The organism is Neobacillus sp. S1227 (assembly GCF_055385255.1).
The window spans coordinates 3,837,481-3,863,715 of the sequence record NZ_AP038276.1 but is presented as its reverse complement, the minus strand read 5'-3'; the positions used below and the strand labels follow the sequence as shown (position 1 = coordinate 3,863,715).

Here is a 26,235-nt window from a genome sequence, read left to right as displayed (position 1 = left end):
GACCATAACACCGAATGAACGGAAGGGGAACGACCTATGGATCCAAGCTATGAACTAGGTGTAATGTTAACAATCAAGTTACTGCGGTAAAACCGTTTGAATGTACATCAAGGAAAGGCGTGGAATACGCAATGAATCAAGAGTGGAAATTTAAATTACACAGTGTATATGGGCAACTTCTATTCGACAGGAAATTAACCCAGAGTTTTGAACAAGTTAAAGCAAATAAGGGTGCTGGAGGAATAGATGGAGAAACAATTGAAAGTTACGAAGCCAAATTAGAAGAGAATATCACGGAACTTCTTAATAAGCTAAGGACTAAAACCTATCAAGCCCATCCAGTTAAAAGGGTATACATACCGAAGAAAAATGGAAAGAAACGCCCATTGGGTATCCCTACAATAGAAGATCGTATTGTCCAACAAAGCGTAGTCAATATTCTTCAACCGAAATTTGAAGACAAATTGTTTCACAACTGGTCAGTGGGATATAGACCTAACCGCGGAGTAGAAAGAGCTTTACAAATAATCTTATGGAATATAGAGCAAGGATACAATTACATCTACGATTGTGATATTAAAGGTTTCTTTGATAACATCCCACATAAGAAACTAATTACAATTTTAAAGAAATACGTATCAGACCGTACGGTCTTAGGATTAATTGAACAATGGCTCAAAGCTGGCTTTATGGAAGAGGGGAAACTCATTCATTCTGACTATGGAACACCGCAGGGCGGAGTAATTTCTCCTTTACTTGCAAATGTGTATCTTAATGAAATGGACTGGGAATGGGACTTGAATGGATTTCGTTTTGTCCGATATGCAGATGACTTCCTGCTCTCTGCGAAATCAAAAGAAGATATTCAGAAAGCAGCCTCCCTAACGAAAGAAAGGTTATCTGAATTAGGATTAGAGATTTCTAAGGAGAAAACACGAGTAGTTGACTTCCAGAAGGATGATTTCGACTTTCTTGGGTTTACTTTTCATCATTGGAAACCAAGAAAGAAGGATAACAAACTACACTTTCAGGTCACACCCAAGAAAGAATCTATTAAAGATTTTCGGATAAAAATTAAAGAAAAGACAAGGAAGTTCTTAACTTTTAGTAAAGAGGAATGGATAAAACGGGTAAACCCTATTATTCGTGGTAAGGTTAATTATTATTTGACCATCGTTAAGGCTATCAAAGCTAATGAGGAGCTTGGACAGAAAAGTCATTGTAGAACTAGAATGATTCGACGAATTCTTCAAGATATTGACGGATATATAAGGAAAAGATTGCGAGTAGCATTTATCCATAAACACCCAAACCAAAGAAAAGGACAGAAAATGAACAGTCTTTGGAACAATGCATTCTTCTTTAAAATAAAGCTTATCCCTTCCTATTGGCTATATCTAAATAAAGCTTATGGATATACCGAAGAACAATATTTAAGCGACTTGGTTAAAACATCAAAGAAGAGGTTACATAAGAGAATTAATCGAGCAAAACAAAAAGCCGAGGAATATTATACACCTCACCGACTTCAAAAGATGCAAAATGCCTGGAACGCATCCTCTTGATGAACATTGTAACATTTGGTAAGCCGTATGCCTTAATAGGGCACGTACGGTTTGATAAGGGGGAAGCCTCGAGAGAGGTTTCCCTACTTTATTTTAGAAAAAATGAAAAAATTGTAGAAATATGCTATATTAGCAATAGATAACAAAAGAATAGGAGAATGCTAGCAAACTGCTAACATCAGAAACGGGAGTGTCTGTTTTGGAGCAAAATGACAGAATTCAATTGAATGTAAGAATTTCGAAGGACACCGCTGCGAAACTTGATGAGATTGTCGAGTATTACCAGCAAGGATTAAAGCTTGGAAGAATTTATAAGGGGGATGTTCTGACAGATATAATTGAAAAATCGTATGAAGTGATGAACAAACAGAAAAAGATGCAAAAAAGATTTTAGCGAGGAGGGGCTGTCAAATGGGATAGCCCCTTTCCAGCTAATAAGAAAGTATAAACTTTCTGTAGAAAGCTTTATACTTTCTTAACGCATAAGTGCAACTACGCCTCTGTCTTCGCCCTTAGGGGCTCGCCAATCGGCGAGTTTTCTTTATTTTCAGTGCGAAAATTGTAAATATTTATTAGAATATTTAGAAAGAATTTGAATTATTACTTTGCGAATAGTATAATTATAGTTATTACATACCAACCGGTTAGTATAAGGATCGCGAACAATTTTTATGCGGGCATCTAAGATGATAATGTAAGCGTGTTCAAGCTAACTGTATCTAAATTTGAGAAAAGTGAGGTTTGATAGTTTATGAGATTTTCAGGTAAAACAGCCATTGTAACCGGCGGAGGAAGCGGGATAGGGCGCGCAGCGGCAATCCGATTTGCACAGGAGGGGGCAGCGGTAGCAGTAGCGGACGTTGATTCCCTTGGTGGTGAGGAAACGGTTAGCATCATAAAAAACGCAGGAGGAAATGCGATCTTCGTAAAAACAGATGTTGCAGACTCCAACCAAATAAAAGAATTAATCAGTACAACAACGAATACCTTCGGCTCTTTAAATATCATGTTCAACAACGCTGGAATTGGCAATTCCGAGGTAAGGAGCACGGATTTATCAGAAGATGAATGGGACAAAGTCGTTGATATTAATTTAAAAGGGGTTTTCCTTGGCATTAAGTACGCTGTTCCTGAGCTAATAAAAGCAGGCGGAGGGGCAATTGTTAACACGGCAAGCCTATTGGGATTAAAGGGGCAAAAGTACATGTCAGCCTATAATGCATCTAAAGGCGGAGTGGTGATTTTGACTAAAAACGCTGCACTTGAATATGGAAAAAAGAATATCCGTGTAAATGCGATTGCACCTGGTGTCATTGATACGAAAATCATTGAAAACTGGAGACAAAGCGAATGGAAATGGCCGATCATCTCAAAGGCAAATGCCCTTGGCCGAATTGGCAGTCCTGAAGAGGTAGCAAATGCCGTATTATTTTTGGCATCAGATGAAGCCTCTTTCATAACAGGTGCAACACTTTCAGTTGATGGCGGAGGTCTGACGTTCTAATCGGAAATGAGGATTGCTGCAGCTAGATAAGAAAGAGAACCGTATTTATTATTATCATTCGGAGGTATATCAATGAGTTATCAAAAAGCATGGCTAGCAAATTATCCTGAATCTATTGCAAAGACGATAGAAATTCCAAATATACCGCTAGGACAGATTTTAAAAGAAACTACAGAAAAGTTTCCAGAAAATAATGCTCTATCATTTTATGGAAGAAAAATAAGTTATAAAGAGCTATCTTCTCTAGCGTTTGCATTTACGTCTGCCATCCAGCAAAACCAAGTCCAAAAAGGGGACCGGGTTGCTATCATGCTCCCAAACTGTCCGCAATATGTGGTTGCCTATTATGGTATCCTAAACGCCGGCGGCATTATCACACAGGTTAACCCTATGTCTGTTGAAAGAGAACTCATTCATATTCTAAACGATTCCGGTGCGGAAACGATGGTTGTTCTTGACGCTTTCTATCCAAGGGTGAAGAGCGTGCAGGCGCAAACTCCATTAAAAAATATTATTGTTGTCAGCCTGCAGCCTTCAGGACAGGATTTTGCTCCGGACCGCAGCTTTGAAAGCTTCCTTAAGGAGGGCAATGGAAATGTAGTTCCGGTGGAATTTGAACCCGAACACGATGTTGCTGTTCTTCAATATACAGGTGGAACAACTGGCCGCTCCAAAGGTGCCATGCTGACACACCGAAATATTTTGGCTAACGTCCTTCAATGTCAGGAATTTTTCAAACATGAAATGGAATTTGGCAAAGAGAAGTGCTTAACGGTAATCCCTCTATTTCATGTATATGGGATGACTTCATGTATGAACCTTTCTATCTATACAGGTGCAGAGTCCATTATGCTTCCGCGTTTTGACCTTGAAGAGGTGTTGAATACGATCAAAACAGAACAGCCAACGACCTTCCCAGGGGTTCCAACTATGTACGTTGCTCTGATTAACCATCCGAAGGCAGAAGAGTACGAAATAAATTGTATTCGGACATGTAATAGCGGAAGCGCGCCGATGCCGGTTGAATTGCTTCGTGAGTTTGAAGAAAAAACTGGTGCGCAAATTTTGGAAGGTTATGGATTATCGGAAGCATCACCGACAACACACTGCAACCCTCCATTTGCTGCGAGAAAAACGGGCAGTGTTGGTATTGGAGTACCTTCAACAGAATATAAAATTGTCGACCTATCAACAGGAACGGAAGAAGTGCCGACTGGCGAGCTAGGAGAAGTAATTATTAAAGGTCCGCAGGTTATGAAAGGGTACTGGAATATGCCGGAGGAAACGGCCAATACTTTAAAGGATGGCTGGTTGTATACAGGTGATATTGCCAAAGTGGATGAAGATGGCTACCTATATATTGTTGACCGGAAAAAAGACATGATCATCGCAGGTGGATTTAATATTTATCCTCGCGATATCGAAGAGGTTCTGTATGAGCATCCTTCAGTCCAGGAGACTGTGGTCATCGGGGTGCCAGACCCATATAGAGGAGAAACAGTAAAGGCGTATATCGTCTTAAAAGCTGGAAAAACGGCAACGGAGGATGAGATTATTCAATATTGCAGAGAAAATCTGGCAGCCTATAAGGTGCCGCGCAATGTGGAATTCCGTGATCAACTACCAAAAACCGGAGTCGGGAAAATCCTCCGCCGCAGCCTGAGAGAAGAAGTTTTAAAACAGTAAGGATCAATAATAATAATTTTTGGCTCTTTTCTCAGAGATTGTTGCTTTTAACTCTATTGAAAACACAGAGTGGATTGGAGCGAAAGGTGCTTGACTCCTGCGGGAAATAGAGGAAAGGTCGAGACCCCGCAGACGGAACGTCGAGGAGGCTCGACTTCCTCCCCGCGGAAAGCAAGCGCCTGTAGCGGAAAGGAACGGACAGTATTATTCCCAAAAACAACAAACTTTACGAAAAGAGCCTAATTTTTTAAAAGTTCACGCAATCAATATTATAGCAGAGATTAAGTTTATGGTATAATCTCGAATAGATATTTACATGATTGTGAGGATATAAAGGTGAAGGAAAAAATAACGGAACAAAGCATCCGCTTATTTGAAGAAAAAGGATTTAGTGAGACGTCCATTCAAGACATAGTCGATACACTAGGGGTGACAAAAGGGACCTTTTACTATTACTTTTCTAGTAAAGAAGAACTGCTTATGGATATCCACCTTGGATATATTAGCGAAATATTGAGCCGCCAAGAGCAAATCTTAGGGGATGAGTCAAAAAACTGTAAGCAAAAATTATTTGACATTATCTTAATGCTAATTTCTGATATTAAGATTCGCGGCAGTGCTGCAAAAATCTTTTTTAGAGAATTGAAAAATTTAAGTCCGGAACATGCTGCATTAATTGTTCCGAAACGGGATCAATTTCGCTTAAATACCGAGGAGCTGATTCAAGCCGGTATGAAAAATGGCGAATTTCGGCCTGATTTAAATGCATCAATTGTTTCTTTTGCGATTCTTGGTATCGCCAACTGGAGTTATCAATGGTTTAACCCAAAGGGTGCTTATACGGATGAAGAGGTAAGCGAGATATTTGTCGATATGATTTTAAAGGGAATTCAATTGCGCGGATAGAAATAAAAAGAGGGATATTAGTGCCGATTATATCCCTCTTTTTAAACCAAGAACATACCAACCGGTTAGTATTGGTGAAAAACTCCAGAATTAATAGGTATAAATCAAAAGAATGGAGCATTTCATTTATTTGGAAAGCTTGTTTTTTCAAAATGAATGTGGAGACGGAGGTATAAAGGAAGAATATGCACGAAATACAGATAACTGTTCGTTTCGGCGAAACAGATGCATTAGGCCATATCAATAATACAAGTTATTTCATATACCTTGAAGAAGCTAGGATTCGCTTTTTCGAAGCAATTGGTTACCGAGTTGATGCACGGGATTGGAATTTCATCCTAGCTTCTACAAAATGTGATTTTATAAGCCAAGGGTATTTCAATCAACAATTAATAATAAAAACAAGCGTCTCCAAAATTGGGTCAAAAAGCTTTCACCTGGACCATGAAATCATTTGTTCGCAAACAAAGAAACAGATTGCCCAAGGGAATGCAGTAATGGTCTGCTTTGATTTTGAAAAACAATTAAGTGAGCCACTGCCTGAAGTCTTATTAGATAAGCTGAAAAGTCATCTGGTGTATTCGTAGGGTTATACGCATTAATAAAAGTCTGAATTTTTTGAATTGGAAGGAGGATGAAAACATGCCTTATCAAATGAATAAGGAAACGATTGCTGTTCGTAGAGGAGAGGAATTAAATCTAGCTATTTTAGAAACGTTTTTGCGTGAGAATATTAAGTCATTGCCGAGTGCTCCGCTGGAAATTTTACAGTTTTCTGCAGGTGCCTCGAATTTAACCTATCAAATAAGGATGGGAGACTGGGAGGCAGTGTTAAGACGTCCTCCTCTTGGGCCGGTTGCTCCAAAAGCACATGATATGGAACGGGAATTTAAAATTCTGACAGAATTAAATCCCATCTTTCCCGTAGCACCTAAGCCATATCTGTTCTCCGATCATCATGAGATTGTTGGCAGCCCATTTTTCATCATGGAGAGAAAGCATGGTATTGTCTTGGACACTTCATTTCCTGCTGGAGTAAATGTAACACCTGAACTTTGTAAACAGATTTCTGAACTAATGGTTGAAAACCTGGCGAAACTGCATGCGCTTCCATACAAAGAAACTGGACTTATGCAAATTAGCAAGCCTGATGGCTTTATGGAGCGGCAGGTTCACGGCTGGATTGGGCGTTATGAACGAGCCAAAACAGATGAAGTTGCCGAGGTGGAATCCCTGAAGAAGTGGCTTGAGAACAATATTCCAAAACATTCAGAGGCTGCCGTGATTCATTATGATTACAAGCTGAATAATGCCATGTTAAATGCAGATTTTACTGAGATGGTCGGTTTGTTTGATTGGGAAATGACTACCATAGGTGACCCCCTTGCTGATTTAGGGGCTGCGATGAGTTACTGGAGTCTCCCTGAGGATCCGCCAAACATGAAAAAAGGGATGGGCAGAGATCCGGTTACCGCTGTCTATGAAGGTTTCTTCACGAGGAAGGAATTTATTGAGTGTTATGCCAAAAAAAGCGGCAGGGATGTCTCTAACTTGCAATTCTATTTAACGTTTGCTTATTTCAAACTCGCTGTCATCTGCCAGCAAATTTATTATCGTTATAAGAAAGGTCAAACGAGCGATACAAGATTTGCAACCCTAAACAATTATGTTAAGGGATTAATCCAGCAAGCGACATTTACAGCCAATGAAAAGGTTTAACAGGGGGATAGAATGAAATGGCCAAAATTCACCTTCTTGTGAAGAAGGAAGATATCAGTGAGGAGAAAATTGTAGAAGGAAATAAAGTGGCAGTTGTTTTAGACATTCTTTTAGCGACAACAACCATTGTATCGGCATTAAAGGATGGAGCAAAAGAAGTTATACCTGTTCTTAACAGCTCTGAAGCTAGTGATTTAGCTGAAAACTTCACGCCTGGTACCTGCCTTCTTGCTGGTGAACTAGATGCGAAACCAATTGACGGTTTTTTATATCCTAGTCCAACCTTAATCAGGAAGAATGTATGCGGCAAGACGCTAATTTTATCTACCACAAATGGTACAGTAGCTTTAAGAAAGGCTGCTTCTGCCAAGAAGGTTTATGTAGCCTCAATTTTAAATAATCCTGCGGTTGCCGAAACGCTGGAGAATGTTGGGGAAGAGCAGACCATTCTTATTATTTGTTCCGGAAATTCCGGAGAGCTCAGCTTAGAAGACTTTTATGGTTCAGGGCATCTAATTGATTGCTTGGTAAAAGCAGGCCAACACGAGCTAACAGATGCAGCAAAGGCTGCCATGTATTTTTACCGCGGCCAGGAACATTCAGGATATGAAATATTCGTAAATTCCTATGTTGGCAAGCTATTAGAAAAATATGATCAACATCGAGATTTGCAACTGGCGGTTTCAAAGGGGATTACATCTATCGTACCGATTTTGAAAGATGGGAAAGTAGTAATCGAGACAGCATGCACTGTCTAGAAAATTTCAGGAGATCAGGGGGGATAACCGATGAGGTTTTTAGATACCGTTGCAGTAGTTACCGGGGCTGGAAGCGGAATAGGAAAAGCAGCTGCTATTAGGCTTGCAAGTGAAGGGGCAAAGGTCATCTTGGTGGGCAGGACAAAAAGGAAATTGGAAGAAGCGGCTGAAGAAATTAATCGCCAAAGTAAAATTCCAAGGGCTGAAATCTTTCCGGCGGATTGTACGGATGCCGAAGATGTTGAGGAGCTGGCAGAATATGTCAGGCAGCATTATGGTGACCTCCACATTCTAGTTAATAATGCAGGAGGGTCACGACACAACAAAATATTAGACATGTCGGAAGCAGATTGGGACTATGTTCAAAATGTTAATTTAAAGAGCGTATTCCTTGTCTCGAAAGCTATGGGGAAAATCATGATTGAGGGAACACAGCGTTCCGAGCACAATCGTGCGATTGTCAATATTGCCTCATTATCGGGACATCAGGCTGGGGCGGAAATTCCTCACTATAGTGCAGCTAAAGCGGCAGTAATTAATTTTACAAGATCACTGGCGTTGGATTTTTCTAAATACGGAATCCGCGTGAACTCCGTTTCGCCAGGGTTTGTCGAGACCCCGTTGACCGAACGCGGACTCCAAAATGAACGATTTGTCCGTGCCATTGAAAAAAATACGGCAATGGGGAGAGTTGGAAATCCTGAGGAAATTGCTAGTGTCATAGCGTTCGCAGCATCCAGCGATGCCTCCTATATGACTGGTACCGATTTATTAGTGGATGGCGGCTGGCTGATTAAATAATGCGAAAAACCTTAAAGTTTTAAAAAGGAAAGGGAGATTATAATGTCGCAAGAACATTTATTAGTAGAAAAATTAGGACCTGTTTTATCATTGACCTTGAACCGCCCTGAAAGTCTCAATGCCTTTAGCCCAGATATGATTTTGGGATTGAAAGATGCTCTCAAAAACGCGCAAAATGATGACGATATCCAAGCAATTGTCCTATCTGGATCAGGCCGTTCTTTCTGTGCCGGCGGTGACGTGAAAGGGATGGGAGAGCGAAGATCCGGTGTTCAAGTTTATGAAAATATTGGAAGACTGAATGAACTTATTTTATTAATGAAGGATGTAGAAAAGCCGATAATTGCCGCGGTACACGGCTATGCCGCGGGTGCTGGCTTTAATTTGGCTCTAGCCTGTGATCTTATCGTTGCAGCCGAGGATAGCAAATATGCCCTCAGCTTTTCCCAGGTAGGGCTGATTTCTGATGGAGGCGGTTCTTATTTCCTTCCTAGATTGGTTGGTCCGCATTTAGCAAAGCAATTCTTCTTTACAGCAGAGCCGATACCGGCTGAACGTCTTTATCAATTAGGCGTCATCAATTATCTTGTTCCCGCTGAGAAGCTTCAAGAGGAAACGACTAAATTAGCATTAAAATTAGCAAATGGTCCAGGATTGTCTTATGGAAAACAGAAGAAACTGGTTGATAAGGCGTTTACGTCTTCATTAGCAGAAATTCTCGAGCAAGAGCGATTAACCCAAATGATTATGGTTGAATCTGAGGATCATAAGGAAGGTACTACCGCATTTAAAGAAAAGAGAAAACCTGTATTTAAAGGGAAATAAGAGTTTATGAAGGAGGCCCACTGAGTCCGCTCGGAGGCCTCTTTTTCTATGAAAATATTAACAGAATATGAACAATGTATTAATTAATAGGGAATAATAATACTGAAGGTTTGCTATGTTAGCAAATTTGTTTACACTTATAGTATCAAGTTTCTAACTCTGGGAGTTGAGCATTAGTGAAAATATTAGTGATCGAGGATAATAAAAGTGTTTGTTCAATGATTGAAATGTTTTTTGCAAAGGAAGGAATAGAAGGAGTCTTTATTAATGATGGATTGGAAGGTTATAACCAGTTTAAAAACGGCACATGGGATGCTTTGATTGTTGATTGGATGCTGCCTGGCATGGATGGGGTGACCATATGCCGAAAGATCAGAGAAGAAAAATACACTGTCCCCATCATTATGCTAACAGCAAAGGACAGTGAGTCAGACCAGGTTCTCGGCCTTGAAATGGGAGCGGATGACTATGTAACGAAGCCGTTCAGTCCGCTGACCCTGATGGCACGGATTAAAGCAGTAACCCGGCGTGTTCAGGTTCAGGCACCAAAAGATAACGAAGGGGTACTAGAAACAGACCATTTTAAAATCAACAAAACAACTAGGGAAGTAATGGTTGACGGGACTCCGATAACTAATTTGACCCCCAAGGAGTTTGATTTGCTTTTCTATATGGCGGAGCACCCTCGCCAGGTTTTCTCACGGGAGCAGCTGCTTGAAAGGGTCTGGGGCTATCAGTTTTACGGGGATGAGCGAACAGTTGATGTGCATATCAAAAGGCTGCGGAAAAAGGTGGAAACTTCGGAACAGCCATTCTTCCATACTGTTTGGGGAGTAGGGTATAAGTTCGATGACACGCTTAAAACAGACTAAGTTCCGTTACTTTTATCAACAGTTTAGCAGTCATATCAGCATTATTATTGTGGCGTTTTTGCTATTAAGTTTATTGTTTGCCCATTATCTTGAAAACCTTGTTTATAGGAACAAGGCGGAAGAACTAATTTCCTATGGTAAAGCTATTTTGTCGGATATTAAAGAAAATCCGTATGCAACCGAAATTGTGCTTAATAAATATAGTTCTGTTTTACCAGCTCGAAAAATAAGCTTTAGTTTATTTGATCAGGATGGTAAATTGTATCTAGTTTCTAATCGCGGGCCAGAAATTAAATATCTGCCCCGCGCCGATTGGGAAAATCTAAAAAAGGGTAAGACGATAATTGTTCAAAGCGATTATAAGAGATTTGACCAGGATGGCGTAACATTTGTCGTTTTACCCTATTTGGAAAATGGGAAATTTTATGGGGGTATCTTGCTCACCTCACCGATTAGCGGTTCCCTTGAAATGATTCAAGAAATTAATAAGATTTTATTATATACTATTTTGATTGCTTTTGGCGTTTCATTCCTTCAAAGCTGGTACTTATCAAGAATTCATGTGAAAAGGATTAGAAGGCTTCGTGAGGCAACCTCTCAAGTATCTAAAGGGGATTATAATGTTCATGTTCAATCCTCGAATTATGATGAAATCGGAGAGTTAGCAAATGATTTTAATCACATGGTTGATAAAATCAATACCTCGATGGCAGAGATTGAAAGCTTGGAAAATCGCCGGCGTCAATTTATGGCTGATGTTTCTCATGAAATGAGGACACCGCTGACGACCATCAGCGGAGTGATTGAAGGGCTAAAAAACAATATGATTTCTGAAGAGGATAAAGAAAGAGGCATAAACTTAGTCAGCCAAGAGGCAAAAAGACTGATCCGTCTTGTTAATGAAAATCTCGATTTTGAAAAAATCCGTTCCAACCAGATACAGTTAATGAAGGAAGAAATTGAGCTTTTGGAAGTTCTTGAGATAATACAGGAGCAATTAAGTCTTCAGGCAGAAGAAAAAAACAATCAAATCATTGTCGAGTCCGCACCGGAAGTTTACGTAAAAGCCGATTACGACCGGCTTATTCAAATCTTAATTAATATAACAAAAAATAGTATTCAATTTACAAAAGAGGGAACCATCTGGCTTCGCGGAAGGGAAGAGCAGGACTTCGTTGTCATAGAGGTGGAGGATACCGGAATTGGGATTGATCCTGCTGAAGTAGAAAAAATCTGGCGCCGCTTCTACAAAGCTGATATTTCCAGAACCAGCAACCCTTACGGTGAGTTTGGTCTAGGACTTTCTATTGTGAAACAGCTAGTGCTTCTCCATAATGGGGAAATAAATGTTGTGAGTGAAAAAGGAAAAGGGACAAAATTTATTATTCGTTTTCCAAAATAAACGTCGCGGGAAAATTGCTTCCGCTGCTTTTTTCATAATAATTTCTAAAACACGTTAAAGTTTGTTAATAATTTCTTAAAATTTGTCAGGTATAGTAAAGACAAGATAAGAAGTTAACATACTTAAAGGAGAAGATTACGATGGAATTCAGAGATCCGAATGAAATCAATCAAACTCAAAACGATTCGTATGAAGTGACAAGAATCGAGTCCGGAACCGAGGAGGTGAGGAGCGCTCCTCCTGTTAAAAGCAAACCCAAAAAGGGTTTTGTAAAAGGACTTATTTCCACAGTAGCGGCAGGGGTGGTCGGATCTGCATTGACATTAGCAGTCCTGCCGCATACTGATTACTTTCAGAATTATTATCCCGCAGCAGCAAATCAAGACACAAGCAGTTCAGTGTCAGCCAAGGATACGGCCTCAACGGTTAGACCGGTTTCAACAAAGTCCACTTCGGATTCTGCTTCTATTGCAGATACAGTGGAGCAGGTTTCAAAGGCAATTGTCGGAATTGTTAATTACCAGCAGCAAAATGATCCGTTTTTCCGTAGTTCTAATTCATCCCAAAGTGTAGAATCTGGATCTGGCTCAGGGGTTCTTTTTCAAAAAAAGGGTGATTTTGCCTACATCGTTACCAATAACCATGTGGTAGAGGGTGCTTCAAAGCTGGAGGTTTCCTTATACAATGGTGAAAAAACGACAGCAGAAGTAGTCGGCACGGATGCGTTAACTGACCTTGCAGTTTTAAAAATCGATGCCAAAAATGTCACAACAACAGTTCAATTTGGGGATTCGTCAAACCTCCGGCCGGGTGACCAGGTTTACGCTATAGGGAACCCGCTGGGGCTAGAGCTGTCTAGGACTGTAACTCAAGGGATTGTCAGTGCTACCAATCGAAGCATACCGGTTTCCACTTCAGCAGGCAATTGGGAAACAAATGTAATCCAAACGGATGCAGCGATAAATCCTGGTAATAGTGGAGGGGCGCTTATCAATTCCCAAGGACTCGTCGTTGGTATTAATAGCATGAAAATCTCCGAAAATGGTGTAGAAGGCCTCGGATTTGCCATCCCAAGCAATGATGTTATTCCGATCGTTAATCAACTTATTCAAAATGGCAAAATCGTGCGTCCCTATTTAGGGGTTGGTCTTGCAGATTTGGATCAAGTGTCGCAAATGTATTGGCAAAGCCTTCCTGAAAATATTACCAAAGGGGTTTTGGTTATGAATATTGACCCGAATTCCGCCGCAGCCAAGGCAGGCTTCCAGCCAAAGGACGTGATTGTCTCAATGAACGGAACAGTGATTGCCAATTCATCAGACTTAAGGAAATATTTGTACTCAAAGGCTAAAGTAGGCGATGAAATTAAATTTGAAATCTACCGGGATGGAAAACAGAAGACGCTGACTGCAAAGCTTACTAATAATAATAGCGATTAGTTTTAGAAAAAATAATACCATTAACTTCTTGGATGAGGTGATATGGTGAACAGGGTCGGGAAATATGCAACATGCGAATTCGTGGATGATATTGAGCTGATGAATATGGTATTTGAACTCCCTGAGAAGGATAAAATGTTGATGTGGTCAGAAGGGTATATTGACCTAGTGATTGAAAAATTACCTGTATATGCCCGTGATATTTTGGAGAAAAGGATAGAAAAGTGGGAGGATACAAAAGCTTTTATTCAAATTCAGCTTAATGAAATTAAACAAGACCAGGAGTTTTTAGCAAAATTAAAGGGCGAGCGAAAGGAGTTCGCCCTTTTTGTCATGGAAAGGTATCCTGAGTTTCAATCATTGTTGTTTTTGTTATATGATGGCAATCTTAAAGAAAGGGATTTAAGGAAGTTTGTTTATCGTCGAAAATTTAGTTCTGGTAAAAAGTATCTGCATTAAGAATTTCATTTTATTAAGATGACCAGTGACGCTATACTAATTTTTCCCATCTTTTCGAAAGGCGAAATATTTCATATAATGGGTTTGGTCCTATTCAAAAAGGTGGTCTCCTAATGAAATATACTTTTTCCTTAAAACAAGTACTAATTGTTCTTTTGATAACCTTGCTCGGTGTGATAACGTCTGTCATTATCCACCTTCCGCTTGTTGTTGGTTTTCTTCCAGGATTCCTGATACTATATCAGCTTTCTGTTAAAAAAGGGATTCCATATCAGGAGATTATTAAAATTTGCCTGAGAGGTATAAATAAAACAAAAATCGTCATTTTGATACTATTTTTGGTGGGATTTTTATTACCCTCATGGTATCTGTCCGGGACGATTGACCAAATGGTTCAAGTTGCACTTGGTCTGATTAGCCCGGAGCATTTTTTTCTGCTATCGTTTATGGCTGCGTTAACCATCTCGATGCTGCTCGGGACAACAGTTGGAACATTAAGTGCCATCGGAGTTCCTATTCTTGGAACAGCAATGGTTCTGCATCTTCCCGTGGCGGCGGCTGCCGGCGCTTTGGTTTCAGGAGCGTTTGTCGGGGATCGGACTTCCCCGTTTTCGAGTTCGCACCAGCTGGTTTCACACACAGTCGAAATACCGGTTAAAAAGCAGGGGAAAGCAATGTTTCTAACTACCATCCTCGCGATTTTTCTTTGCTTAATCTTTTACAGTGTTCTAGACCATTATTTTTCAGCCAAGACAGTTGTCCATTCTTTGCATTTGGAATGGAGCAAGCTATCGTTGATTAAATTTATTCCGCCATTGGTCTTAATACTTTTTGTGATTTTTCGAATGAGTATCATTTATGCCTTTCTTTCTAGCATTCTATCAGCATCCATTCTAGCTGTTCTGGAAGGACATGCTTTTGGCAAAATAATCAATGCCTTATGGTACGGAATCGATGGTTTGGGCGGCGGGTTTATTCATATGTATGAACTGCTGCTATTTTTGGCTCTCGCCGGGGCCTATAATGGATTATTAGAGGAATTGAACGTCATTCAGCCTTATTTGGATAAATGGCTGCAGTCATCAAGCTCCTTAACGAGTGACACCTTTAAAGTCCTGACAGCCACTTTGATTATCAGTTTAATTGCCGCTAATCAAACGCTGCCGATTATTTTGACTGGGAGGGCGTTCCTGCCACATTGGTCAAATCATTATGGGAAGGAAGAGCTGGCTAGAGTAATGGGAGATTCGACAATGCTGTTCCCAGGAATGGTTCCATGGAGTGTATTGGCCATTATGTGCAGTACTATTGTCGGAGTTTCTTTAGTGGAATATTTGCCGTATGCCTTATTTTTGTGGATTTTGCCATTTTTAACTTTTGTGATTTCTCAAATAAAACAAAGGCGTAATAGTAATCATAACCGAACTGCCGCTGCGTAAACAGGAGCCATTTTTTGGTTCCTGTTTTTTTTACATACGTAATCCCTATGAATGAAGTCCATTTTTAAAACATATAAGTGGTAATAAGAACTTGGACAAGGGATGACGAAATGCTGAAAAAATGGGTCATAATTGGCTTTGGGACGTCGATGATTGGAATTGGCATTAACGGGTTTATCCTCCCCTTTCACCTAATAAATGGCGGATTTTTTGGGATTAGTCTGTTGGCCAATTATCTTTGGGACTTAAACCCGGGAATTATATTTATTCTATTGAATATCCCGGTTTACTTGTTTGCGATTAAATATGAACCAAACCTTTTTATTGATGGATTAATAGGTGCTATTGTTTCAGGGGTAATGATTCAATTTTGGCTGCCGCTCAACGGTGTTTTTCATATGCCTATCTTAAGCAGTATCATAATTGGTGCCATTATAATCGGGATCGGTGTTGGCGTCATGTTAAGAAATCATATCAGTCCCGGCGGCATCGACTTGCTTGCGCTGATTATTTCCAAATGGTCCAAGGTGAATGTGGGGTTGGTTGCCTTAACCATCGATGGAATGATTATTATTTCAGGTCTGCTGCTACTAAATGATCCAAAATTCTTGTATTCATTAGTCATTGTTACGATTATCGGATTGTTGATCAGCATTATTACCTCGATTGGCAGGATAGAAATTTCAAAAATAAAATAACCAAAGATGACGATGTTCACCATTTATTCACTCTTTTTTCAGAATTGATTGCTATGATAATAGCAAAAGGAAATTTTTTGAAATGGAGTGTTTAAGGTGAATATTTTACTCGCGGAAGATGATGTCCGGCTGGGGAAAATAATGACCCACTTGTTAAAAAAAGAATTTCATCGTGTTGATTGGGTTAAAGAAGGTAAAGAGGCCTATGAAAATGCCCTCATCTACCACTATGATGTTATTATTTTAGACTGGATGCTCCCCAAGGAAAGCGGAATTTCGGTCTGCAAACGGCTGCGCGAGAAGGGAATCCAAACCGGCATTTTATTTGTCACGGCTAAAGATGCCCATGAAGACATCATCACAGGTTTAGATTCAGGCGCGGACGATTACATTGTAAAACCATTTGAGTTTAATGTGCTTTCCGCACGGATTCGAGCGATTTGCCGCCGGAAGGAGAAACCTGTTGAAGAATTAATCACGTTCAATGATTTCTCCTTGAATCTGAATACCCATGAATTTAAAAGAAATGGGTATATAATTGATTTAACGAAAAAAGAATATCAACTATTGGAATTGTTGATGCGAAACGCAAATCAAGTTTTGACAAGAGAAATTCTGTTCGAAAAGCTTTGGGGCTATGATGCTGAAGTTTCGGATAATGCACTTGATGCTCTAGTGAAATTGGTGCGCAAAAAGGTTGATATTCCTGGAAAGCCTTCCTTAATTCAAAATGTTCGTGGAATCGGCTATAAGGTGAGAAATACCAATGTTTAATCAAGTGAAAAGGCGTTTAACGGTTGTTTATACCTTATCGCTGGTCAGTTTGCTTGTTTTGTTTATTGGAATCCTCTACCTCCTTATTTCGCATGAAATCAATGCAAAGGAAGAAGAGCAGCTAATGGGGTATTTTGACAAAGAAAAGTCTGATTTCCTCGAGGACCTTTATGAGAGCGAACACCATGGAATAGAGTATGATCCGAACCGAACGATATTTTATTATGTACTTAACCACCAGAAAGAGTTTGTGTATGGGGAGGAAAACATTCGGGGATTTTATCGATGGGTGGGAAATATCCCAATTACAAATGCTGACCAAGCGGAAAGGATTCAATGGGAAGACAAGCATTTACTTGTCGAGATACATCCTCTTGGTTCTAATGGCTTTGTCGTCCTAGGAATGGATATTACATCAGAAAAACACTTGATTCAAAAAATCACATGGACGTTGATTGCGTTAACGGTATTTTTTAGTTTGATTTTTGCCTATTTAGGTTATTATTTCGCTGGACAAGCGATGAAGCCTATTAAAACTGCTTATCACAAACAGGAAAAGTTTGTTTCCGATGCCTCACATGAACTTAGGACTCCATTAAGTATTTTTTACAGTTCGATTGACCTGTTAAACCGCGAAGAGAATCAGAATATGAGTCCACTTGGAAGAGAAGTCCTTCATGATTTACAAACTGAAGCCCAATTAATGAATAGACTGGTCAATGATTTACTCCTATTGGCCAGAAGTGATAAGAACCAATTAACCATGGAGATGAAAGAGGTTAATTTATCGAAATTGTTAACATCCATATACAAGCGGTTCTTACGGAAGAAACCAACCACTATCATATTTGCACAAAAAATTGAACCTGAGATTTTTCAGATGTGCGATGAAACAAGGATACAGGAATTAGTTTATATATTGTTAGATAATGCATTCAAGTATACGAATGAAGGGGAAGTGAAGCTTACTTTAAGATTAGACTCTGCTGGAAAAATTATTACCGTTGAAGATACAGGGTGCGGCATTGCGCAAGAAAATCTTCCGTTTATATTTGACCGTTTTTACCGGACAGACGCCGCTAGAGTAAAAGGTGGCTCCGGTTTAGGTCTATCCATTGCCAAGTCGATTGTAGAGGCTCACGGTGGAAAAATATCCGTACAAAGCACGCTGGGTAAAGGCAGTGTTTTTACGGTCATAATGAAAGGCAAAAATTAAAACGGCAGGATTGGCTGCCGTATTAATTTTTCAGTTTGCCTTGCTTAGACCCATGCATGATGGTTTCGATATATTTGAGGATTGATAGAACAAAAATGAGAGAAATACTGCCTACATATAAAACCAATGCCCAGCGCTCCGTTGAATCCGTTCCGATTAATAGCCCGTGCAGAACCATAAACATCCATGCCGGAAAAACAGCAAAATGGAGTTTTTTCCAATTTTTTATCCCTAATTTTTTTATGAAAAAATCCGACGAAAGCATTACGATGAAAAATAGATAAAATGATAATGTTCCAAGAGCAGAATATATAGGTTGATTCTTTGCGAGTAAAGGGACAAAAAGTTCTGGAATGGAATAAGGTACATATTGATCGCGCCAAATTAACACGAGATGAAAAATAATCGTCAACAAACCATACCAGCCGCTGATTTGATGGAGAGAAAGAAGATAGGCTTTCTTTTTCTTCATTACTGCAAAGGAACTGACCAACCCGATAGCGAGGGAAGTGGTCATGAAAAAATAGGCCAAAAATCCAGAGCTTCGAATCAATGTCCATATCGAAATGTAATCGTTAATCAAGATATCACCTTCCTTTAAAGGTAGTAATCGTTTCATCTTCATGAACCAGAAGCACGGAATAATGGGGGTTAATACCCGCTAATGCCTCCATTAATGTGCTGTCTTTTTCCATAAAGCACAGCTTGGTCATAACTTCTGCATCCAGGCAGTTTTCTGTAATGACAGTGGCTTGAAGGATGTCTGATTCAACAGGCAGACCTGTTTTTCCATTTAAGAGGTGGTGCTTTTTCTCATCCACCTGGACCCAGCTGCGATAGACGATATTAGAGGTAGCGATGCTTCCATTTTTTAAAGGAATGTTTGCCATTTCTTGCTTATCTTCAAAAGGGTGGGCTACACCGATTTTCCATTCCTTCTTTCCATCGGACCAGCATGTCATATCCCCGCCGCCATCAACAATCCCTGACTTGGCCCCGCCGATATTTTTTAGCCATCGTGCTGCAGCCTGGGCGGCATAGCCTTTACCAATACCTCCTAAATCTATTTGATTATCACTGTGTTTTTTTATCGTTAAGGTCTCAAAGTTGAAAACATATGGCGTGTGTTCTTCAGTACAATTGACGGGCACTTCGTTCCCAACTTTCAAACTAGACTGGAATGGAAAGGAGTTTGTATAGCCGTGGTATTTCATTTGGGCAAGTAAATAAGGTGAGAAGTATCCTTTCGTCTTCTTGCGATATTGTTCTGCCTGATAGAGTACGTCAAAGAGCGGAGGGGAGACCTTAGCGGTTTCTCCCGGCGCCAACCTATTCAATAATCCGAGTTCATTGTTGGGATTAAAACGAGACCATTCCTTTTCAACATACCGAATCCATCCGGTCATAATCTCCTTCCAATTTGAAATGTGAGTATTGGAGATGGCAATATAAAATGACGTGTTCATTGCCTCTAGGACCAAAAAATCAAAATTATCATGATCTTCGGGTTTGGCGGTCACTTTGTCTTACACCTCCCGAGACAGATTCTCCGTTTATGACAAAGTTAGACCAATCAAGTTTGGCATATTCCCTTTCTTCCTTGCTCATTGATTTTGTTAGAGACAGGTCATTCACAACAGACCCCTCATTTCCCGGATTTGTCCCAATTTGTGTGATGACAAAAGCTGTAAGAGCGGTTCCAGTTACGCCTAGCAGCCATTTTGATTTCGTAGATTTTGCCATTTTCCTCACCTTTCCTTTATAGTGGTTTAAAAGTGAATGCTGAATTTGTTTCATCCCACGAGACGCGAAAGCCCAACCCGCTTGCTGCTACTGAGATTGGAAGGAAAACGGAATTTTCCATATAGACAGCTTTTGTCGGCATTGGAGTTTTCCGTTGATTTTCATAGATTGCATTCGAGCCTGCTCGAACAATTAATTCCTTATCACCCTTTGTGAGGATACAAATTCTACTCTTAGGGTAAAAAACTGCTTCTGCTCCCACAGTATCAGCAAATGCCTTTGCAGAAATAAGCAGTTGCCCATTCTGAGGAATGACATAAAGGCGAGATTCTTGGTTACCATTGTTGACTGCCATTTCGGATGGAGTATCTACTGGTAAAACGTTATTGTCATTAGTTCGCGGTTCACGTGTCCAAATATTCCAAAATTCTTGTGATTGGGCTTGTGTGACGGGACTTTGGACCTGATTTTCCCACCCCTCGAAGTCGTCATCATGATCTTCCATTTCAGAGTCCTCTTCATCATCTTCATCGTAATACTGAAAATACTCACGCTTCCCATCATCGTCATCATCCGCTATAACAGCAGTTGTTCCAATTGAGAAAATCACAAATAAGCTGGCAAGTACGGTAAACAATTTTTTCTGTTTCATCATCAATCGGACACCTCCATTTATCTTATTAACTGAAGTTTAGCCCTTTTGTCTGAAAGGAATCTGAAAAGACTATGCTAAAATAAAAAAAGTTCAGTTTATAAGAAAGGGCTATGACCATGAAACCAGTTAGAGATCGAATAAAGGAAAATTTAGCTGTATTATTCGTCGGCTTTAATCCCGGGGTCCGCTCAAGTGAAACAGGCCATCATTTTGCCGGGCCCAGCAACCGTTTTTGGAAAATCCTTCATGAAGCAGGATTGACTCCAAGAAAATTGGACCCCTCGGAAGGTGATTTATTGCTGGAATTAGGGATGGGGATTACAAATATAGTGGAAAGGCCTACAAAAGCCGCTGCTGAAATCACGAAGGAAGAATTCAAAGAAGGCAGGGAAATTTTAAAACAAAAGATTGAAAGAATGATACCTCAAATTGTTTGTTATGTTGGAAAAGGTGTATATCTTGAATACAGCGGACGGAAAACAGCCCCATGGGGGATACAGAAGGAGGCCATTGTGCCGGGGACGGTAGACTTTGTAGCTCCGAACACAAGCGGATTGGTCAGAATGAAGCTCGATGAGATGGCGGGTATTTACCGGGAGCTTGCCAGGTTAGTTGCAAAATAAAACGACGGCTCTGGGAGTCCGTCAATTTTTATTATTGGTATTTTTTTTGATAGTGCGTTAGGGCGATAAGCGGAAAGATGTACCGGTAGCTGTGATAATGGATATAGAAGGAACCGCCCATTCCCTGTCCTTTTGGATATTCTGTGGTCCAGTCATCTTTATCTAATGATTTCAATAGATAGGCAATCCCTTTTTGGATGACCGCAGTTGGCTTAGGGGCAAGCGTAATCAAGGCATCAAGTGCCCATGCGGTATGTGTAAGGGTACTGGACCGGAGTGGAACATAGGTCTTTTTGGAATCGCTGTGACAGGATTCTCCCCAGCCGCCATCCGGATTTTGAATGTTCTTTAACCAGCCGGCCGCTTTTTGAATACGTGGGTCATTTTCTGGCACACCAACTGCTTGTAATCCGGTGATGGCTGCCCAGGTCCCGTACGTATAGCAAATTCCCCAGCGGCCATACCAGGAGCCGTCCCGCCTTTGGTCTTTCCAAAGCCAGTTGATACCATTCTTTATGACAGTGTGGTTTTTGGGTAGATTTGTATAATTACCGAAGAACTCTAATGTTCTTCCTGTTAGATCGGCACATGACGGGTCCTTTAGCAAAAACTCACCTTTTTCTAACGGCAATAATTTTAACAAATTTGAATCGGCTTTTCTCTCAAAGGCCGGCCAGCCGCCGTCGTCATTTTGCATCGACAAAGTCCAGCTGATTCCCCTCTCCCAAGCTGCTTTTTCAGATGAGGCAATTCTTGAAAGTGATCTAAGGGAGGCAGTAGTGTCATCCACATCCGGCAGGATTGTATTTATATTCGAAAAGCCCCAGCCTCCAGGCAAGCTGTTGGGATTATGAATCACCCAATCGCCAAATTTATGGTGCTGCCTGCTTAACAGGTAACGGTTTGCTTCTGCAGCTATTGTGTCTTCTGGAGATAATCCAGAAGATTGCAAGGCAAAGCTAATTAAGGATGTATTCCAAACAGTGGCGGTTGTATATTGCATATGTGGGAACCCGTTTATTTCACATTTCATGGACTTTAGCCCCTCGATCGCTTTTGAAATAATGGGGTCTGTTTTTTCGTAGCCCAGCGAGAGCAGGGCGAAAATCATTAAAAAGGTACAACTATAGTAACTTAAAAATGTTCCGTCAGGTTCAATCCTGTCCAGCATGTATTTTTTTGCTCGTTCAAGCGCTAATTTTCTGAGCTCTTCCGGGAAGCCAATTAAATTCTCTACCCCCTCTTCAATCAAGGATAACAACGAGCGCCATTCATCTGAGCGAATCCATTGTTCGTCTATCTCCCGGTATATGTGCAGGTCGGTTAAGTCGGGGGCATTTTTAGCTTTTATCGATAACTTCTTGGCGGCGAGAATCATTATCGGAGTCAAATTTGCCCGCCCAAACACAGAAAAGGAATAGAAATTTATCGGGAAGTTAGTCGGCAAAAGAATCACTTCAATCGGCAGCGGCGAAAACGCTGGCCACTTGTATTGGCCGGTAAGGGCAAGCATGATTTTCGTATACGTACTTACCTCTTTTAGACCGCCATGGGCCAAAATAAACTTCTTTGCCGCCTGTAAATTCTTGTCTTCTTTTGAGTAATATCCCGAGAAAAGGAGGGCGTAGTACGCCTCCAATGTAGATGATATATTTCCATTTCCCTCATCATAATAAAGCTTCCAAGCCCCGTTTTTTTCCTGCTTACTTAAAATCCGCCTGCAAAGCCCTTGGATTAATTCCTCATCATGTATCTCCAATGTTCGTAATAAAATGATGGTATAAGCATCTGTTGATATTCCTGTATCAAAAGGATAATCCCAGGAGCCATCAGGAGATTGGTCTTTTTTAAGTCTGTCAATAATCCAATCGATACCCATTTGTATATCCACCAGCATGATCACTCCTTTCTCAGGCAAAACTCCTTAGGCTATACATATTCCTATTGTGCAAGGACCATTCGTATTGGGGGGATTTGCCATGTTTTTTTGGAGAAATCGTGACAAACCGCCGTTAGAAATCATCCGGACCGAATTAAGAAAAAAAAATAAAGGGGCAGCAATAGTTCAGATCCCACTAACAGGGAGAGATCAAGTTCTTTTAGAAAAAATAAAAAAGGAAACAGCAAAACATAACCTTAATAATGTAACAAGGACAAAAGCCTACCTTGATTTCTATCTCCAGTACCCAGATATCCAATGGGCATTTTTGGGTCATATGGTTTCACGAAACGGCGGGTACAACATGACTGATTTAAAAGGGGAATTTTTAACGAAACTGCTATCAAGAAAAGAAAGAGATTCGTTTTTTGCTTTTTTGGAAAGAGGCAATTGGCTGATTTTCCAGGATGTTTATCCGCAATTTCTGATTTATGAGGAAAGTCTGCGGAGGGGTAAACCATTGTTTTATATGCTTTCTTATTTAAATGTTTCTACCTTTATGGAAACAATTTGGAATCATTTTTGGAAAAATCATGACCGTTATATTCATTGTATTGCAATGGTCATTAACGAACAGAGTTACTTGGAAAAAAGGGTGGTTCAAAATCCTGTTTACAAGAAAGAGGTATTAAATAAGTTTGAATTTGTTCTACAGGATGTACTTTCCTTCAACCATATTCTATTTCCTTATGGGGATAGCGGACTGAAGGGACAGACGCTTCATCAATTTGAATCCCTGCATGAACGAATATTATTGGGAAAAAGGTTATATTCCGTTCTATTTAAAAATAAAGATTTTCATATACAAGCTTTGGAATGGGCAAAATTGCATCCGCATACTGGTTCGCGAAAGGATTATTGGCCGCATCTTTTTAATAATGTAAATGAGGGGACACCCGGCATAGCTTATCCACTGCGCCTGAAATCCTGCAGGCTTAGAAAGGGAGCGAGAAGATTTTATAGCCCGAACCTTGAAAATGCCTGGAAAAATGTCAGCCAGCCGGAAGCAGAGCCCGGGGATTGGTTTGAAGACTGGCGTGTAGCGGATTATTTAGTGGACGATATGGAAATGATGGACGGGGAGATAAGGGATGAATACTGTAAAACACTTGAACGGCTCGAAATCGCAGCTCTTGCCAAAAAGACGATTAACTTTTAAGCATGTAATGGCTGGCGGTGTGCTCGGCTCATTAATCGGGACTTATTTGGATCTTTATTTTGTAGGGAAGGGAATGTATGAGTTTACGTTTCGTCCGCTAGCGGATGTTTTTTCCATAAATATCGGGTTTACACTGGTGGTGCTTCCGATATTTATGGTCGTTTTTTTATATGTGATTGCTGGTTTGAATAAATGGGGCAGGATAGGTGTAATTCTGTTTGTCAGTTTATTGATGCCTATTCTAGAAAAATTAGCTGAGATTCTTGGTTTGTTTAAGCATGCGGCAGAGTGGAAGCACATATACACTTTTTTTGGGTATCTATTATTTTTAACCGTGGTTTCAGGCTTTTTTCAATGGCTGGAAAAGAAAGAAAATTAAAAAAGCCGAGACAAAGTCCCGGCTTCCCCCTTCCGTCCGTACAGTGGTTAAGTGTCCCGCAACAAGCGAATGTTCGGAAGGGGTAAGATTATTTTAACACACTCTGGTAAGAAATATAAATGGGCAAAAGTGCCAATACTTTCTTTTCTTATTGTCTAGCTTCAGGCGCCATCGGCTCGAGGTCACAAGCCAATCCGTCCAAAAGGTTATAAAGCAACCTTTCGGCCGGCTCGACTTGTGCTTGTCGCCGATAGGCAGGCGCCTTGCGCTTTTCGTATTGAAAAGTGTATGATAAAGATGATTTTTTACATAAGGAGTGTTTGATATGGCTAAAAAAGGATACATATTGATGGAAAATGGTGCGAAAATCGAGTTTGATTTATTTCCAAACGAAGCGCCGGGGACAGTTGAAAACTTTGAAAAACTGGCGAACTCGGGTTTTTACAATGGAGTTATTTTTCACCGTGTAATTCCGGGCTTCGTATCTCAGGGTGGTGACCCTACAGGAACAGGTATGGGTGGTCCTGGCTACACTATTAAGTGTGAAACAGAAGGCAATCCGCACAAGCATGTTCCAGGTTCACTTTCCATGGCTCATGCGGGAAGAGATACTGGTGGCAGCCAATTTTTTATCGTGCATGAATCACAGCCGCACCTTAATGGAGTCCATACTGTTTTTGGACAAGTAACCTCTGACCTTGAGGCTGTAAGATCAATGAGAAATGGTGACACGATGAAAGAAGTATGCGTTTTTGATGAAGAATAATTTTAACGGGAGAGCTGATTTTTAGCTCTCTTTTTCATTGGGACTAATAAGGTGTAACATGGGGAAAATATCTTCAATAACTCACAAATGGGGGTCTTTTATATTGAAGAAATTCGTGGTTTTCCTCCTTTTACTATTTGTTCTTCCTATTAACACAAAAGCGATCGCAAGAGAATCAGAGGCAAAACATCTTAAAGCGGCTATTATTATTGATGATTTTGGGGGCTGCATCAAAGGCGCGAATGACTTTCTGGAAGGAGATGTACCAATTACAGCTGCAGTCATGCCTTTTACTGAAAACTCAAAAAAACACGCACAATTGGCTCATAAAAATGGCTTTGAAGTCATGATTCATTTGCCGATGGAGCCGAAAAGAGGGAAACGATCGTGGCTTGGACCCAAACCCATTACCGCCGACCTATCCCCAAAGCAAGTTAGAGAACGTGTTTTAGAGGCTGTTAAGAGCGTTCCGTATGCTGTCGGACTTAATAATCACATGGGCTCGCTGGCTGTGGAGAACAAAAATATTGTCCGCGCAATTGTCGAGGTAGCGAAGGAAAAAAATCTATATATCATTGACAGCGGCACTAGCAATAAATCAAAATTTCCAGAACTTGCAGCCGAAATGGGTGTTCCTTTATTAAAAAATGATGTCTTTTTGGATGATATTACATCCTCTGTGCATGTCCGAAAACAGATGAACCTGCTGGCAAAAAAGACAGAGATAAAAAGAAAGGCTATTGCAATCGGCCATGTTGGAGTGACAGGAAAAGTCTGCTCGAATGGAATTTTGCAGTCGATGGACGAGTTTAAAAAGAAGAATATCAGAATTGTTCCTGTATCACAGCTTTTTGACTATCAATTAATAGAAAAGAAATTTATCCCCTAATAAAGGCAGCAATTTGTTG

At 40.4% G+C, this 26,235-nt stretch carries 28 protein-coding genes; 23 read left to right on the top strand and 5 right to left on the bottom strand.

The window, feature by feature from the left end; translation table 11 throughout:
• Positions 1-131 precede the first annotated feature (131 nt).
• The 18 genes from ltrA (at position 132) to ACZ5AE_RS19165 (ending at position 18,063) form a co-directional block, all read left to right on the top strand.
• Positions 132-1,565 (top strand): group II intron reverse transcriptase/maturase, encoded by a 1,434-nt coding sequence (gene ltrA / locus ACZ5AE_RS19250; protein ID WP_464566197.1) that lies wholly within the window; start codon positions 132-134, stop codon positions 1,563-1,565.
• Between the two features lie 199 nt (positions 1,566-1,764).
• Positions 1,765-1,959, top strand: a complete 195-nt coding sequence (locus ACZ5AE_RS19245) for a hypothetical protein (protein ID WP_213120614.1) — start codon at positions 1,765-1,767, stop codon at positions 1,957-1,959.
• A 357-nt stretch (positions 1,960-2,316) separates the two neighbouring features.
• Positions 2,317-3,069, top strand: coding sequence for an SDR family NAD(P)-dependent oxidoreductase (locus ACZ5AE_RS19240; protein WP_464566196.1), 753 nt, complete (start codon positions 2,317-2,319; stop codon positions 3,067-3,069).
• 72 nt (positions 3,070-3,141) lie between these two features.
• Positions 3,142-4,755: a long-chain-fatty-acid--CoA ligase gene (locus ACZ5AE_RS19235; RefSeq protein ID WP_464566195.1), complete on the top strand. Its 1,614-nt coding sequence runs from the start codon at positions 3,142-3,144 to the stop codon at positions 4,753-4,755.
• Positions 4,756-5,091: 336 nt separating this feature from the next.
• Positions 5,092-5,661, top strand: a complete 570-nt coding sequence (locus ACZ5AE_RS19230) for a TetR/AcrR family transcriptional regulator (protein ID WP_464566194.1) — start codon at positions 5,092-5,094, stop codon at positions 5,659-5,661.
• Between the two features lie 185 nt (positions 5,662-5,846).
• Positions 5,847-6,248: an acyl-CoA thioesterase gene (locus ACZ5AE_RS19225; protein WP_464566193.1), complete on the top strand. Its 402-nt coding sequence runs from the start codon at positions 5,847-5,849 to the stop codon at positions 6,246-6,248.
• 55 nt (positions 6,249-6,303) lie between these two features.
• Positions 6,304-7,380 (top strand): phosphotransferase family protein, encoded by a 1,077-nt coding sequence (locus tag ACZ5AE_RS19220; protein ID WP_464566192.1) that lies wholly within the window; start codon positions 6,304-6,306, stop codon positions 7,378-7,380.
• 17 nt (positions 7,381-7,397) lie between these two features.
• Positions 7,398-8,138, top strand: a complete 741-nt coding sequence (locus ACZ5AE_RS19215; protein WP_464566191.1) for a 2-phosphosulfolactate phosphatase — start codon at positions 7,398-7,400, stop codon at positions 8,136-8,138.
• A 30-nt stretch (positions 8,139-8,168) separates the two neighbouring features.
• Positions 8,169-8,939: an SDR family NAD(P)-dependent oxidoreductase gene (locus tag ACZ5AE_RS19210; protein WP_464566190.1), complete on the top strand. Its 771-nt coding sequence runs from the start codon at positions 8,169-8,171 to the stop codon at positions 8,937-8,939.
• A gap of 42 nt (positions 8,940-8,981) precedes the next feature.
• Complete coding sequence (locus tag ACZ5AE_RS19205; RefSeq protein ID WP_464566189.1) at positions 8,982-9,764, top strand: enoyl-CoA hydratase/isomerase family protein; 783 nt, start codon at positions 8,982-8,984, stop codon at positions 9,762-9,764.
• A 176-nt stretch (positions 9,765-9,940) separates the two neighbouring features.
• Positions 9,941-10,636: a winged helix-turn-helix domain-containing protein gene (locus ACZ5AE_RS19200; protein WP_464566188.1), complete on the top strand. Its 696-nt coding sequence runs from the start codon at positions 9,941-9,943 to the stop codon at positions 10,634-10,636.
• Positions 10,614-12,038 (top strand): ATP-binding protein, encoded by a 1,425-nt coding sequence (locus tag ACZ5AE_RS19195; RefSeq protein WP_464566187.1) that lies wholly within the window; start codon positions 10,614-10,616, stop codon positions 12,036-12,038. Before ACZ5AE_RS19200 ends, ACZ5AE_RS19195 begins: the two co-directional genes overlap by 23 nt.
• 140 nt (positions 12,039-12,178) lie before the next feature.
• Entirely contained in the window at positions 12,179-13,477 is a 1,299-nt protein-coding gene (locus ACZ5AE_RS19190; protein WP_464566186.1) for a S1C family serine protease, read from the top strand.
• Between the two features lie 42 nt (positions 13,478-13,519).
• Positions 13,520-13,936, top strand: coding sequence for a hypothetical protein (locus ACZ5AE_RS19185; RefSeq protein ID WP_464566185.1), 417 nt, complete (start codon positions 13,520-13,522; stop codon positions 13,934-13,936).
• Between the two features lie 113 nt (positions 13,937-14,049).
• On the top strand, positions 14,050-15,375 hold the full coding sequence (locus ACZ5AE_RS19180) for a Na+/H+ antiporter NhaC family protein (protein WP_464566184.1): 1,326 nt from the start codon (positions 14,050-14,052) through the stop codon (positions 15,373-15,375).
• 110 nt (positions 15,376-15,485) lie between these two features.
• The gene (locus ACZ5AE_RS19175; protein WP_464566183.1) at positions 15,486-16,073 is read left to right on the top strand and encodes a YitT family protein; all 588 of its coding nucleotides are present in this window, start codon (positions 15,486-15,488) and stop codon (positions 16,071-16,073) included.
• Between the two features lie 96 nt (positions 16,074-16,169).
• Complete coding sequence (locus tag ACZ5AE_RS19170; RefSeq protein WP_464566182.1) at positions 16,170-16,847, top strand: response regulator transcription factor; 678 nt, start codon at positions 16,170-16,172, stop codon at positions 16,845-16,847.
• Positions 16,840-18,063 (top strand): sensor histidine kinase, encoded by a 1,224-nt coding sequence (locus ACZ5AE_RS19165; protein WP_464566181.1) that lies wholly within the window; start codon positions 16,840-16,842, stop codon positions 18,061-18,063. Before ACZ5AE_RS19170 ends, ACZ5AE_RS19165 begins: the two co-directional genes overlap by 8 nt.
• Positions 18,064-18,085: 22 nt before the next feature.
• Here ACZ5AE_RS19165 and ACZ5AE_RS19160 read toward each other — a convergent pair whose 3' ends face one another.
• The 4 genes from ACZ5AE_RS19160 to ACZ5AE_RS19145 are packed head-to-tail and all read right to left on the bottom strand — an operon-like array spanning position 18,086 to position 20,461.
• On the bottom strand, positions 18,086-18,646 hold the full coding sequence (locus ACZ5AE_RS19160) for a ferric reductase-like transmembrane domain-containing protein (RefSeq protein ID WP_464566180.1): 561 nt from the start codon (positions 18,644-18,646) through the stop codon (positions 18,086-18,088).
• Between the two features lie 4 nt (positions 18,647-18,650).
• On the bottom strand, positions 18,651-19,529 hold the full coding sequence (locus ACZ5AE_RS19155; protein WP_464566179.1) for an FAD:protein FMN transferase: 879 nt from the start codon (positions 19,527-19,529) through the stop codon (positions 18,651-18,653).
• 28 nt (positions 19,530-19,557) lie between these two features.
• Positions 19,558-19,806, bottom strand: coding sequence for a hypothetical protein (locus tag ACZ5AE_RS19150; RefSeq protein WP_464566178.1), 249 nt, complete (start codon positions 19,804-19,806; stop codon positions 19,558-19,560).
• Positions 19,807-19,822: 16 nt separating this feature from the next.
• On the bottom strand, positions 19,823-20,461 hold the full coding sequence (locus ACZ5AE_RS19145; RefSeq protein ID WP_464566177.1) for a copper amine oxidase N-terminal domain-containing protein: 639 nt from the start codon (positions 20,459-20,461) through the stop codon (positions 19,823-19,825).
• Positions 20,462-20,577: 116 nt separating this feature from the next.
• Between ACZ5AE_RS19145 and mug the strand changes: the two genes are divergently transcribed.
• Positions 20,578-21,084, top strand: coding sequence for a G/U mismatch-specific DNA glycosylase (mug, locus tag ACZ5AE_RS19140; RefSeq protein WP_464566176.1), 507 nt, complete (start codon positions 20,578-20,580; stop codon positions 21,082-21,084).
• Positions 21,085-21,115: 31 nt separating this feature from the next.
• Here the strand turns inward: mug and shc are convergent, their stop codons facing one another.
• Positions 21,116-22,981 carry a squalene--hopene cyclase gene (shc, locus tag ACZ5AE_RS19135; protein WP_464566175.1) on the bottom strand — a complete coding sequence of 622 codons (1,866 nt, stop codon included), beginning with the start codon at positions 22,979-22,981 and terminating at the stop codon, positions 21,116-21,118.
• A gap of 82 nt (positions 22,982-23,063) precedes the next feature.
• Between shc and ACZ5AE_RS19130 the strand changes: the two genes are divergently transcribed.
• From ACZ5AE_RS19130 to ACZ5AE_RS19115, 4 genes are all read left to right on the top strand, one after another.
• Positions 23,064-24,182, top strand: coding sequence for a DUF2515 domain-containing protein (locus ACZ5AE_RS19130; RefSeq protein WP_464566174.1), 1,119 nt, complete (start codon positions 23,064-23,066; stop codon positions 24,180-24,182).
• The gene (locus tag ACZ5AE_RS19125) at positions 24,115-24,561 is read left to right on the top strand and encodes a CBO0543 family protein (RefSeq protein WP_464566173.1); all 447 of its coding nucleotides are present in this window, start codon (positions 24,115-24,117) and stop codon (positions 24,559-24,561) included. Before ACZ5AE_RS19130 ends, ACZ5AE_RS19125 begins: the two co-directional genes overlap by 68 nt.
• 325 nt (positions 24,562-24,886) lie before the next feature.
• Entirely contained in the window at positions 24,887-25,327 is a 441-nt protein-coding gene (locus ACZ5AE_RS19120; protein ID WP_464566172.1) for a peptidylprolyl isomerase, read from the top strand.
• 103 nt (positions 25,328-25,430) lie between these two features.
• Positions 25,431-26,216 (top strand): divergent polysaccharide deacetylase family protein, encoded by a 786-nt coding sequence (locus tag ACZ5AE_RS19115; protein ID WP_464566171.1) that lies wholly within the window; start codon positions 25,431-25,433, stop codon positions 26,214-26,216.
• Positions 26,217-26,235 lie beyond the last annotated feature (19 nt).